General features: G+C 72.1%; 12 protein-coding genes and 2 pseudogenes. 6 read left to right on the top strand and 8 right to left on the bottom strand.

Features of this window, described 5'->3' with window-relative positions:
- Positions 1-90: 90 nt before the first annotated feature.
- The 5 genes and pseudogenes from AB0R04_RS38575 to AB0R04_RS38555 form a co-directional block, all read right to left on the bottom strand.
- Positions 91-453, bottom strand: a pseudogene (locus AB0R04_RS38575) (aldo/keto reductase); the annotation flags it as partial.
- Between the two features lie 111 nt (positions 454-564).
- Positions 565-1551, bottom strand: a complete 987-nt coding sequence (locus AB0R04_RS38570) for a TIGR03571 family LLM class oxidoreductase (RefSeq protein WP_363378820.1) — start codon at positions 1549-1551, stop codon at positions 565-567.
- Between the two features lie 99 nt (positions 1552-1650).
- Positions 1651-2481 carry an aldo/keto reductase gene (locus AB0R04_RS38565; protein WP_363378818.1) on the bottom strand — a complete coding sequence of 277 codons (831 nt, stop codon included), beginning with the start codon at positions 2479-2481 and terminating at the stop codon, positions 1651-1653.
- 154 nt (positions 2482-2635) lie between these two features.
- On the bottom strand, positions 2636-3055 hold the full coding sequence (locus tag AB0R04_RS38560; RefSeq protein ID WP_363378816.1) for a heme-binding protein: 420 nt from the start codon (positions 3053-3055) through the stop codon (positions 2636-2638).
- 53 nt (positions 3056-3108) lie between these two features.
- Positions 3109-4302 carry an MFS transporter gene (locus AB0R04_RS38555; protein ID WP_363378814.1) on the bottom strand — a complete coding sequence of 398 codons (1194 nt, stop codon included), beginning with the start codon at positions 4300-4302 and terminating at the stop codon, positions 3109-3111.
- A 290-nt stretch (positions 4303-4592) separates the two neighbouring features.
- Between AB0R04_RS38555 and AB0R04_RS38550 the strand changes: the two genes are divergently transcribed.
- Positions 4593-5078, top strand: coding sequence for a MarR family transcriptional regulator (locus tag AB0R04_RS38550; RefSeq protein WP_063351792.1), 486 nt, complete (start codon positions 4593-4595; stop codon positions 5076-5078).
- Between the two features lie 281 nt (positions 5079-5359).
- On the opposite strand, the gene AB0R04_RS38545 is transcribed toward AB0R04_RS38550, so the two are convergent.
- Positions 5360-5971, bottom strand: a complete 612-nt coding sequence (locus AB0R04_RS38545) for a hypothetical protein (protein ID WP_363378811.1) — start codon at positions 5969-5971, stop codon at positions 5360-5362.
- A 211-nt stretch (positions 5972-6182) separates the two neighbouring features.
- On the opposite strand from AB0R04_RS38545, the gene AB0R04_RS38540 reads away from it, so the two are divergent.
- Positions 6183-6761 carry a hypothetical protein gene (locus AB0R04_RS38540; RefSeq protein WP_363378809.1) on the top strand — a complete coding sequence of 193 codons (579 nt, stop codon included), beginning with the start codon at positions 6183-6185 and terminating at the stop codon, positions 6759-6761.
- Between the two features lie 196 nt (positions 6762-6957).
- Entirely contained in the window at positions 6958-8436 is a 1479-nt protein-coding gene (locus tag AB0R04_RS38535) for a hypothetical protein (RefSeq protein WP_363378808.1), read from the top strand.
- Positions 8437-8583: 147 nt separating this feature from the next.
- Here the strand turns inward: AB0R04_RS38535 and AB0R04_RS38530 are convergent, their stop codons facing one another.
- Entirely contained in the window at positions 8584-9102 is a 519-nt protein-coding gene (locus AB0R04_RS38530) for a GNAT family N-acetyltransferase (RefSeq protein WP_363378806.1), read from the bottom strand.
- Between the two features lie 64 nt (positions 9103-9166).
- Here AB0R04_RS38530 and AB0R04_RS38525 point away from each other — a divergent pair, with 64 nt between their 5' ends.
- Positions 9167-9784 (top strand): helix-turn-helix domain-containing protein, encoded by a 618-nt coding sequence (locus tag AB0R04_RS38525; RefSeq protein WP_363378805.1) that lies wholly within the window; start codon positions 9167-9169, stop codon positions 9782-9784.
- Between the two features lie 184 nt (positions 9785-9968).
- On the opposite strand, the pseudogene AB0R04_RS38520 reads toward AB0R04_RS38525, so the two are convergent.
- Positions 9969-10095 (bottom strand): annotated as a pseudogene (locus tag AB0R04_RS38520) (IS5/IS1182 family transposase); the annotation flags it as partial.
- Positions 10096-10270: 175 nt separating this feature from the next.
- On the opposite strand from AB0R04_RS38520, the gene AB0R04_RS38515 reads away from it, so the two are divergent.
- Both AB0R04_RS38515 and AB0R04_RS38510 read left to right on the top strand, forming a co-directional pair.
- Positions 10271-11131, top strand: a complete 861-nt coding sequence (locus tag AB0R04_RS38515; RefSeq protein WP_363378803.1) for a hypothetical protein — start codon at positions 10271-10273, stop codon at positions 11129-11131.
- Between the two features lie 93 nt (positions 11132-11224).
- Positions 11225-11998 carry a hypothetical protein gene (locus AB0R04_RS38510; RefSeq protein ID WP_363378801.1) on the top strand — a complete coding sequence of 258 codons (774 nt, stop codon included), beginning with the start codon at positions 11225-11227 and terminating at the stop codon, positions 11996-11998.
- Positions 11999-12048 lie beyond the last annotated feature (50 nt).

Below are 12048 nucleotides of genomic sequence, written 5' to 3'. Positions count from 1 at the left end.
AACGCAGGGACCTACGGCGCTCCGCGCCTCCGTGCCAGGGATCGCATTCCCTCCCGGCCTGAAGACCGGGATTCCCCGCGAAGATCAGGTGATGGAGCGCTCGGTGGCCTCGGCGGTCCAGACGTGCAGCATCCTGTTGGGGTTGCCGTGTTCGAACAGGCCGCCCTTCTCGCCGAGTTCGCGGGCGCCCTCCTCCGGTTCCGCGAGGATGACGCGGCCGACCTTGGTGGAGAGCACGTACTCGTCGCGGGGCTTGGCGGAGAGGACCTCGCCGAGGCGTTCCTCGGCGAGGCCGGCGCCGTAGAAGGGGGCGGTGTCGTAGTAGCGGACGCCGTGCTGCCAGGCGGCCTCGACGGTGGCGGCGGCCTCCTGGTCGGGGATCGCGCGGAACATGTTGCCGAGCGGGGCGGTGCCGTAGCCGAGCTTGCCGGGGAGGAGTTCCTTGAGGGACATGGTGGTGCCTTTTCGAAACGGAGGGTGCGGGGCGCAAGGGGTCACGCAATAGATGCGAGCGCGCCTTGCATGTGTTAACAATAGTTGCAGACGCGCTGTAATGCAAGGGTCCTACGCGCCGGATGCGGGGAAGCGCGGCAGGACGTACTCCGCGAGCTCCTGCAGCAGTTCCTCCACCGGCCGGTCGTTGGGCCGCAGATTGAAGGAGACGTGCGAGACCCCGAACAGCGCCATGGTCTCCAGGTGCTCGATCAGGGCGTTGCGGCCGGTGCTGAGGCCGAGCCGGATCGGACGGGCCGGGGCGTCCGGGTCCTCCTGGAGGGTGAGCACCATCGGGGTCACGTACGGCTTCTCCCCGGCGAGTTCGCGCCACTGGCGGGTCCGCAGGCGCAGCGCGCCCAGGTCGCTGGGGTAGTTGAGCGAGGCGTCGGCGTGCTGGGCGATCCACTCGGGCGTCTGCTGGGCGCCTCCGGCGACGGCGATCGGGATGCCCGCCGCCTCCGCCGGTTTCGGCAGGACCTCCAGCTGGAAGTCCGGGCCGAGCCCGACCCCGGGCAGTTCCAGCGGGCCCGGGCGCCAGGCGGCGCGCAGGGTGTGCAGTCCCTCGCGGAAGGCGACGCCGCGGGCCTCGAAGTCCCGCCCGAAGAGCGGGTACTCGACGGGACGGTCGCCGCTGGCGAGGCCGAGCAGCATCCGGCCGCCGGAGAGCGCGTCGACGGTGGCGGCGGCCTTGGCGACGAGCAGCGGTTCGCGCAGCGGCAGGACGACGGCCGCGGTGCCGAGGACGGCGTGCTCGGTGACGGCGGCGAGGTGGCCGAGGTGGGTGAAGGTCTCGAAGACCGTCCCGGCGTCCCCGAAGCGGACGGGGTCGAAGAGCGGGACGTCGCGCACCCAGAGGCCGGCGAAGCCGAGCCGGTCGGCGAGCCGGGCGAGGCGCGCGTGGTCGGCGAGGTCCGGGACGCCGTGGGGGCGGCCGGCCGTACGGTCGGTGGCCTGCCGGGAGGGGCCCCAGTCGTTGTCGAGGGGGAGTTCCAGGCCGAGGGTGAGCCGGCCCTCGCCGGGGGCGAGGCGGGCGAGGGCGGGGTGACGGGGTGCCATGGGTGAATCGGTCCTCAGAGCGGGGGGAACTGGCGAAGCCCGCTGCGGGCCGGCCGGGAAGGGCCGGCCCGCAGCGGGCTTCCGGGGGTGCGGGGTCGGTCAGTTGAACTGGTCCGGGTGCGGGCCGGTCCGCAGGTCGCGGTCGGTGGCGGCGATGGCGGCCATGTCCTCGTCGGTCAGCTGGAAGTCGAAGACGTCCAGGTTCTGGCGGATGCGCGCCGGGGTGACGGACTTCGGGATGACGATGTTGCCGAGCTGGAGGTGCCAGCGCAGGACCACCTGGGCGGCGGACTTGCCGGTGCGGGCGGCGATCGCGGTGATCGCCGGGTCGTTCAGGACGGCGCCCTGGGCGAGCGGGCTCCACGCCTCGGTGGCGATGCCGTGCTCGGTGTGGAAGGCGCGCAGCTCGGCCTGCTGGAGGCCGGGGTGCAGCTCGACCTGGTTCACGGCGGGCACCAACCGGCTTTCGTCCAGCAGGCGCTGGAGGTGGGCGGGCTGGAAGTTGGAGACGCCTGCGGCGCGGATGCGGCCCTCGGAGGCGAGGCGCTCGACGGCGCGCCAGGAGTCCAGGTAGAGGTCGCGGGCCGGGGTGGGCCAGTGGATCAGGTACAGGTCGAGGTACTCGAGGCCGAGCTTGGCGAGGCTGGCGTCGAAGGCGCGCAGGGTGGCGTCGTAGCCCTGGTCGGCGTTCCACAGCTTGGTGGTGACGAACAGGTCCTCGCGCGGCAGGCCGGAGGCGGCCAGGGCGCGGCCGACGCCGGTCTCGTTGCCGTAGATCGCGGCGGTGTCGATGCTGCGGTAGCCGGCCTCCAGGGCGGAGGTGACGGCGGCGGTGGTCTCGGCGTCGGGGACCTGGAAGACGCCGAAGCCGAGCTGGGGGATCTCGACGCCGTTGTTGAGCTTCACGGTGGGGACGGTGGGGTTGTTCATGGTGCGTGCTTCCATTCAGCGGGGGAGGTCGGTGAGGGTGTGGCGGACGGTCTGGGCGCTGATGAGTCCTCGGTGTGGTTCCCGGCGATGTGGTCGAGGCCCCCGGCGCCCAGGCGTCGCCCGTGGTCGGCGAAGACCTCCTGCGGCGTGCGGGTCACCGGGCGAGTTCCGCCAGCGCGGTGGTGGCGAAGGAGTGGTCCTGCTCCGGGGCGCCGCCGCCGAGGCCGATGGCGCCCACGAGCTTGCCGTCGCGGTGGATCGGGACGCCACCGGCGATGAAGAGGAGCGGCCGGTCGAGCGCGGTGGCCAGGGTGTGGAACGGTCCGTCCGGCTTGACGAGGTCGACCAGGTCGGCGGTGGGGGCGCCCAGCTGGAGGGCGGTGTACGCCTTGCGGGTGCTGGTCTCCCCGGAGATCAGCACGGCGCTGTCGTCGCGGAGGAAGGCGAGCAGGTGACCGCCCGCGTCCAGGACGGTGACGCTGACCGCGACCCCGGCCGCCTGGGCGGCGCGGCGGGCGGCGGCGACGAGGGTCTCGGCGTCGGCGGTGGTCAGCGGGGTGAGGGTGGTGCTCATGGTGGCGCTACTCCTGGAAGGAACGGGGAGAGGGGAACTGGGGAGGGGAACGGTCAGTGGTGGACGGAGACGGGAGCGGCGGTGACGGCGCCCTCCCGTACGGGGGTGCGGCGCTCCAGGACGGCGGACCAGACGGCCAGCAGGAGCGCGGCTCCGGCGAGCAGCGCTCCGACCCAGTTCGGGGCGGTGTAGCCGAGGCCGGCCGCGATCACCTGGCCGCCGAGCCAGGCGGCGAGGGCGTTGCCGAGGTTGAAGGCGCCGATGTTGACGGCGGAGGCCAGGGTGGGCGCGCCGTGCGCCTGGTCGAGGACCCGCTTCTGCAGTGGCGGGACGGTGGCGAAGCCGAGCGCCCCGACGAGCAGGATGGAGACCGCGGCGAGGATCTTGTTGTGCGCGGTGAGGGTGAACAGGGCCAGCACGACGGCGAGTCCGCCGAGGGAGGCGTAGAGCATCGGCATCAGCTTGCGGTCGGCGAACCTGCCGCCGAGCAGGTTGCCGAGGAACATCCCGACACCGAACAGGACCAGCAGCCAGGTGACGGCGCCGTCCGAGTATCCGGCGACGTGGGTCATCATCGGCGCGATGTAGGTGATCGCCGCGAAGACACCGCCGAAGCCGAGGACGGTCATCGCCATGGCGAGCAGGACCTGCGGGTTGCGGAGCGCCGTGAGCTCGCGGCGCAGGTGGGCGCCCTCGGGGCGGGGCAGGGCGGGGACGAGCTTGGCGATGCCGAGCAGGCCGACCACGCCGAGCGCGGCGACGCCGGCGAAGGTGACGCGCCAGCCGACGGCCTGGCCGATGAAGGTGCCCAGCGGCACGCCGACGATGTTGGCGACGGTGAGGCCGGTGAACATCGTGGCGATGGCGCCGGCCTTCCTGTCGGGGGCCACGAGGTCGGCGGCGACCACCGAGCCGATGCCGAAGAACGCGCCGTGGGCGAGGGAGGTCACGATGCGGCCGGCGAGCATCACTCCCATGGTCGGTGCGACGGCGGAGAGCAGGTTCCCCGCCACGAACAGGCCCATGAGGATCATGAGCATCGTCTTGCGGCCGATCCGGGTGCCGAGCACCGTCATCAGCGGGGCGCCGATGACGACGCCGATCGCGTAACCGGTGACCAGGAGCCCGGCGGAGGGGATGGACACTCCGTAGTCGCCGGCGATCTCGGGCAGCAGGCCCATGACCACGAACTCGGTCGTACCGATCCCGAAAGCCCCGATGGCCAGGGCTAGGAGCGCGAGAGGCATGGTGTGCTGCCTTCCATACGATTGCTGTTGCGCCTTACGTGCTCAAACAATAGTTGCACGCGCGGGCTAAATGCAAGTGCGGGCATTCACCTGTCGCTGGTGGTGGGCGATAGCGGCGAACATGCGGCGCGGGCGGGGCCCGGGATCGCCCCGGTTCCGGCCCCACCCGGGCCGGTCGGGCGCCCGGCGCCGCGGAGAGCAATGCTTGCACGAGCCGCATATGCGCGCTGGCCGATATTTCATGCAAGGGCTTATCCTTGAGGGCGTCGCACCCGGAAGGAGCCACGCCGATGACCGCCACGGACCCCGCGCTGACCGCCCTCGCCAACGGCTGGGCCGCCCTCTACCTCCTGGCCGGCCGGATCGAGGCGCACATCGAGCGCACCCTCCAGGCCGAGCACGACCTGAGCGTGCGCGAGTACTCGCTGCTCGACGTGCTCAGCCGCCAGCACGACGGTGAGGGCGGGCACCTGCAGATGAAGCAGGTCGCCGACGCGGTGGTGCTCAGCCAGAGCGCCACCACCCGCCTCGTCACCCGGCTGGAGGACCGCGGCCTGCTCTCGCGCTACCTCTGCGCGACCGACCGCCGCGGCATCTACACCGACGTGACCGGGCCCGGCCTGGAGCTCCTGGAAGCGGCCAGGCCGACCAACGAGTCCGCCCTCCGGGAGGCGCTGGACGAGGCCGCCAAGAACCCCGAGCTGGCCCCGCTGGTCGCCACCGTCGAGGAGATGAACACGTCGCGACGGCTCCCGGAGCCCGCCGCCACGCGCTGAGCACGACGAAGCCCCGGAACCTCGCCAAGACGGTCCCGGGGCTTCGTGCTGACTACTTCCGCTCGGGCGCGTCCGCTACGCCCCCGCGCCTCCTGCCGCGCTCCCGCGTACAGGTGCCGCTTCGCCCTCAGCGGTGCGCCGGTGTTCGACGAGGGCCGGCGCCTCGCCGAACACCGGCGTTCTGCCGTGAGCGTGCGCGCCTCATCCCCGCAGCTGAGGGCCGCTTCGACGGCCCGGCCCCGCCGGCGGCTCGCCCGCCGGCAGGGCGTGGTGCGGTCGCTTCACAGGGCCGGCTGACGGGCCTCGGTCAGCATCGCGCGTCCGGCCCGCCATTCGCGCAGCCCCGTCGGCACCAGGCCGATCAGGCAGCAGACGACCACGATGCCGCCCGCGATGGACACCGGGGTGACCGACTCGTCGGCGGGCACCGCCCGGGTCGGGTCCCCGGGCGCGTACCGGACCTCGACCACCGTGCCGAGCGCCACCATTCCTGCCAGCCGGTTCCCCGAGTAGGTGCGGCCGTCGACCGTCCAGTGGCCCCCGCAGTGCGGGTTCCTGCTCACTTCGTTGCAACTGGTGACGGTGGCCGTCGTCCGGGTGTCCATCGCCACGTTGTCGCGCACCTGGCGGACCACCGTCGCAGAGCCGCACAGCGCCAGCATCACGAGCACGAAGGTCATCGCGCCCCACGCGGTACCCGGCGCCACGGGCCGACCCGACGCCTCGGCCATCCGAGTGGCCGCGCCGCTGTTACGCACCGTCAGATAGCCGCCGCACAGGATCGGCAGCATGACCGCGACGATCACGCTGACCACCAGATACGGCTTCCCGGAGAGGGCCACACCGATGAGCTCGATCCCCGCCGCGATCAGATAGCCGGCACCCAGCAACACGCTCTGCCGGTGCCAGCGAAGAACCTGCCGTGCCGCTCCGTCATCCCCCCGCATGATCATGGCCCGACGGTAGCACTCGCCCTCACCGCCCCTGTCCGCCGGTCCTGTTGACGCCTCCGGCCCCGGCCGTCGACCGCCGGGACGCCCGTTTCGCGCAGCCGTCCCCGAAAGCCACTTCACGTGGGGGGCGTCGGGACGTAGTGTGCGAGCCGTGAACGAATTGATCTTTCGCGGGAAGGACCTGTACGGACACGCGAAGTACACGCGTCTCGCGCTGCTCGGTGCCCTACTGGTCATTCAGGCGGTGTTCGGCGCCTACCGCCTCGGCGTCGTGGCCACCTGCTGGATGGTGGGCGCAACCATCGTGATCGTCGCCCCCTTGGCGCTGATGGTCCAACGGAGTTGGAGCCGGGTGGGGGCCGACGGGGTCACCATCTGCTGGGGCCTCGGGCGCGGCCGCACCCACGCCTGGCAGGACATCAGGTGGGTCGACGTCCGCGAGACCAAGAACCGCCAGTACGGGAACTCGCGCGCGGCCCGGATATTCCTCGCGGGCGGGCGGCGGCGCTCACTGCCCGGCCTCCAGGACAGCTCCACCTACCCGAGGCCCGACTTCGACGTGGACGTCCAGCGGGTCCTCAACTGGTGGGAGCTCAGCACCCACCAGGACACGCGGATCCGGCCCGCACGGAGCCTGCGCGACCGCGTCTCCCCCACCGTCGTCGGAGTCCTCCTCGGAATCGCCATCGCGGTGGTGAGCTTCGTGGTCATCGCCGCCCAACAGCACTGACCGGCCGGGTGAGCAGGCTGGGTGGGCAGGCCGGGTGAGGCCGGACGCCGCCGTGACGGCCCTCCGCCGAGGGCCTGCCGAGCGAGGGGAAGTCGCGGGATATCCCCCGGACGCATCCCCAGGCCGCTAATGCACAGCATTCGGCAGCACAATGACGAGGTAAAGAAGGTCACCCGTATGGCCCTATGATCAAGCCGTGAATCACGAGGTCATCGATGGAGTCCCTGTCCTGTGGGCGGAAGCGCCCGGCCCGCTGGAGGCCGCCCTGGTCTTCGGGTGCGGGGCCCGGGACGAGTCGTTCCGCACGCTGGGGGTGACCCATCTGGTGGAGCATCTGGCGATGGGCACGCTGCCCCGCCTGCACCACGAGCACAACGCCTCGGTGGGACTGACCGCGACCGAGTTCACCTGCTCCGGGCGGCCCGAGCAGGTGGTCGAGTTCCTGGACCTGGTGTGCCGGGCGCTGAACGCGCTGCCGCTGGACCGGATCGAGCGGGAGGCGGGGGTGCTGGCCGCCGAGGGCGGCCGGGCGGCCGACCCGGTCACCGGCGAGTTGCTCTCACACCGCTACGGCGTGCAAGGCGTCGGCCTGGCCGCCTACCTGGGCCCGGGTCCGGACCGGATCCCGGTCGAGGCGGTCCGGGAGACGGTCGCCCGCCACTTCCACGCCGGCAACGCCGTGCTGGTGCTGACCGGCCCGCCGCCGGCCGGGCTGCGGCTGCCGCTGCCCGCCGGGGAGCGGCCGCAACGCGACGCCACCCAGCCCGTGCTGCACCCGGGCGCCTCCTGGTACCAGGAGAACGTGCCGAGCCCCGGCCTCGCCCTGCACGGCGACCTCGACGACGACGCGCTGTTCCTCGCCGTCGAAGTGCTGTCCAACCGGCTGCGCGAGACCGTCCGCCACCAGCACGGCCTGTCCTACGACATCGGCCGCGACACCGTGTTCGTCGGCCCCGGCCAGGGCGAGCGCACCCTCGTCCTGGACGCCCGCGAGGGCCAGGAGCAGCGGGTCGCCGAGCTCCTCTGGGCCGAGACGGTGCAGCTGGCCCGGGACGGCATGTCCGAGGAGGAACTGGCCGAGGAGCTGGCCGCCGCCCGCGAGGCATTCCAGGACCCACGGTCCACGCCCTTCGAACTCCGCGAGGCGGCAGCCGAGTTGCTCTTCGGCGGCGAGTACCGGGACGCCGACACCCGGCTCGACAGCCTGACCCGGGTGACCCCGGACCAGGCCCGGGAGGCGCTCGCGGGAGCCCTTCGCACGGCACTGCTGGTGGTCCCGTGCGGGACCGAGCCGGACGTGCGGCAGCCGAACGGCACCCCGCTCCCGAAGTACTCCTGCGGCACCGACCGTCAACTTCCCACCGCCGGACGGACGTTCCGGCCGCCATTGCTCGCCCGGCTGTTCTCCTCCAACGCCCGCCGGATACGCCTGGTGGTCGACGGGTCGGGACTGTGGCTGCACCAGCCCGACGGCACGGTCTGCCACGTCCGGTACGACGAGGTGGTGGGCGTGGAGGTGGACGGCGAGAGCCGGGTGGTGTTCGGCCGCAACTCCTGCTTCATCCCCCTCGTGTCCGACCTGTTCCCCGACGCCGCCCCGGCCGTGGCGGCCGTCGACGCGGCCGTCCCCGAGTCGCTGCGCTACCAGGTTTCGGCACTGCGGGCGACGGACTGACGCCTCGTCACAACACCTTCTGGCGAGTGGGTACGGCGCCTGAGGCCGCTTCGCTGGACATCGGACGGTACGTGGAGCTCTGCCGGGCGAGCGGCTCCTTCAGCCCGAAGCCCTGAAGGGGGAAGGTCGCCTACGCCGGACGCCCGCTCAGAGCCGCAGGTCCATCCGCTGCTCGACCGTGTCCAGGCCGAACTTGCGGGCGGCGCGGGAGACGGTGAGCTCGAAGCCGGCCTTCGCGTACAGGTGGTGGGCGGCGTCTAGGCCCGCGATGGTCCAGAGCAGCACGCCCTTGTACGCACGGGCGCGGGCCTCCTCCAGGGCGGTCTCCAGCAGCCGGTCGCCCAGACCCCGGCCCCGGGCGACCGGGTCGAGGAGCACCCACCGCAGCTGGCCCCAGCCCGGGCGCTCGTCCGCCCGGACGAGGCCGGCGGCTCCGACCACGCGGCCGTCGAGCTCGGCGACCCACAGACGACCGGGCGCCGCACCGCCCTCGCGGGCCCGGGCGAGGACCAACTCGGCCATCCCGGCGGCGACATAGGCCTCCATGGTCTCGTCCGTGCCGTACTCGCGGGCGTAGAGGACGCCGTGCAGGGCGGCGACGGTGCCGAGGTCTCCGGGGCGGAGAGCCTCGCGAACGGTCGCGGATCCGGGTGCGGTGGCGGCCATGGTGGCATCCCTTCCAGGAGGACACTTCCACTGAAACAGGCGTTTCAGTGGAACGATAGACCACGTGTCCACCCCCACCCCCGCAGATGCGCGCTCCCGCCCGTCGCGGCGCCGCGAGGAGATCCTCGCCGCGACCGTCCGCTACGTCGCCGAGCACAACGTGTCCGACCTCTCGCTGCGCCCGCTGGCCGCCCAGATCGGCTCCAGCCCGAGGGTGCTGCTGTACCTGTTCGGGTCGAAGGAGCAGTTGGTCCGGGAGGTCCTGGCGGTCGGCCGGGCCGAGCAACTCGCGCTGCTGGAGCGCTGCGAGGCCGAGGGCGGCGACGCCCGCGAGACCCTCGAACTGCTCTGGGAGTGGCTGACGAAGCCCGAGCACCGGGGCGCGCTACGCCTGTTCTTCGAGGGGTACGTCCGCGCCTTCGGCGGCTCCGGGCCCTGGCTGGACTTCGGCACCGCCTCGCTGGACGAGTGGCTGCCGCCCCTGGAACGCGCCCTAGACGGCACCGGCGCGAATCCCACCGTGGTGCTGGCCGTCCTGCGCGGCCTGCTGCTGGACCTCCTCGCCGACGGCGGTGGGAGCGGCGGCAGAAGCGGGAACGGGGACGGCAACGACGGTGGCGGGAACCACGCCGCCCGCGTCCACGCGGCCTGGCACGCCTTCCTCGACGCCACCCTCGGCTGACGCCCGGCAAGCGAGCCGCGCCGCACCCGGAGGCCGCGTAATCGCCTGGTGCCGGATGGCCGGTTGGTGGTGGGCTTCGACTGGGAGGTCGCGGTGTCGGCCCGCCGTCCACCGCCGCCCCCTCCCCCACGAACGTCGTGCAGTACGAGCCACAGAGGCTGGGGTCTTCAGGGCTTGCTCCCCTGGGGCGACGGCGCGGACGTGTCCGCCAGCCGGTGGGTGGTCCAGGCTCGTCGGACGGGGCTGCGGACGGTGATGACGGTGTCCGCGAGGCCGGACAACGCGTCGGCCACAAGGACGATCCGGCCCTCCCCCGGGCCACCCGACCGTCCTGAGGCCAGGACCTCGGGTGGCCGAAGGCCGAGCCGAAGGCGACCGGGCAGTCTTCCCCGCCACGGCGCAATGCGCTATGCCTGCCGTATCCAACCACGGAGGCCTCTGATGACCACTGACCGGAACCAGCACACATCGGATACGCCCACGCGGATGACCCGCTTCGACGACATCTACAGCCGGCCGGATCCACGGTCGTACTTCGGCGCGTTGGGAGCGCTGGGGTACCAGACGCCCCACCACGCCCAGAGCGTCTTCCGCAGCCTCCTGACTCCTGCCGGCTTTCCCGAAGCTTCCAAGCACCCGACAGACGGCAAGGACGGCAGGCCCCCGGCCACGGTCCTGGACATCTGCTGCTCGTACGGCATCAACGCGGCCCTGCTCAACCACCATGTGACGCTGCGGGAGTTGCACGACCACTACACCTCACCGCGGGCGGCCCGTCTGACGACCGCCGAGCTGATCGAGTGGGACCGCACGTACTACGCGCAGCGCCGCCGGCCGGACGCCGTACCCGTCATCGGCCTCGACATCGCCGCGCCGGCCGTCGCCTACGGTCGCGCGGCCGGTCTGCTCGACGACGGGTACGCCGAGGACCTGGAGGCCGCCTCGCCGAGCCCGGCTCTGTACCGAGCGACCCGTGGCACCCGTCTGATCACCGTGACCGGCGGAGCGAGCTTCCTGTCCGCCCGTACCTTCCGGCTCCTGTTGGAGGGCAGGCGGGAGAAGCCGTGGGTGGCCGCCTTCGTGCTGCGCACCGGCTCCTATCGGGACATCGCCGACGGCCTGGCCCTGTTGGACATGACCACGGAGAAGGACACCTCCCGCACCTACCCGCAGAGGCGCTTCACCGACGCCGACGAACAGCTGTACGCGATCACGGCGGTGTCCGCGGCCGGCGACGACCCCCACGGCAAGGAGGCCGACGGCCACTTCCACACAGCCCTGCACCTCACACGGCCCGCAGCGCAGGCGGCTGCCCGTCCGCTGCACACCGTGCTACAGGACGGCTGAGGTCGCGGGAGGCGGCCGGATGCCCCGTTCGACCGCCCGCCCGCGTGCCCACCGCGCCACCGCCCGTGCCTCCGCGCGAGCTTCGCAGAGCCGGTGCCGGAGAAGGCACCGGCTTCGGCACCGGCCGAGAGTGGGTCGCCATGGCCGACCGGGCACCGGTTCGCCGACCGCACCCGCGCCAAGCACGCCACCGTCCACGCGCTGCTGGCCGCCGGCCATAGCCAGCGCTCGATCCAGCGCCAGCTCGGCATGACCTACCGCACCGTCCAGCGGCTGGCCGCCGCCGCGACCCCGGAAGACCTGTTCCAAGGGCAGTGGCAGAACCGCAGGACCAAGCTCGACGACTTCAAGCCCTACCTGCACGAGCGGTGGGCCGAAGGCTGCACGAACGCCTGGACCCTCTGGGAAGAGATCAAGACGCACGGCTACCGTGGCGGCTACGGGGCCGTCCGCGCCTACCTCCAGCCGTTCCGCACCACCCCGTCCGCACCGGCAGCCCGACCACCGTCGCCGCGGACCGTCGCCGGGTGGATCCTGACCCACCCCGATACCTTGCCGGAGAACGAGCGACTCAAGCTGAAGTCAGTGCTCGTGCACTGCCCCGAACTGGACGCACTCACCGGTCACGTCCGCGCGTTCGGAAGAATGATCACCGAACTCCAAGGCGACCGGCTCCCGCAGCGGATCGAAGCGGTCCACGCCGACGATCTGCCGAGTCTCCATGCTTTCGCCAACGGCCTGGAACGAGATCTTGCCGCGGTCACCGCCGGGCTGACCCTGGCCTGGAGTTCGGGCGTCGTCGAGGGCCACGTCAACCGGATGCATTCTGTGGAATCTGATTTGTCAACATCATGCGTATTTGAGTAGTTCCATCGGCCACCTTCGTTGCTCGGCGGTGTCCGGGACGGCGAGCCCGC

The sequence above is a fragment of the Kitasatospora sp. NPDC056731 genome (genome assembly GCF_040687675.1).
GTDB lineage: Bacteria > Actinomycetota > Actinomycetes > Streptomycetales > Streptomycetaceae > Kitasatospora.
The sequence above is the reverse complement of the archived record's forward strand: the minus strand, read 5'-3'. Positions and strand labels throughout refer to the sequence as shown.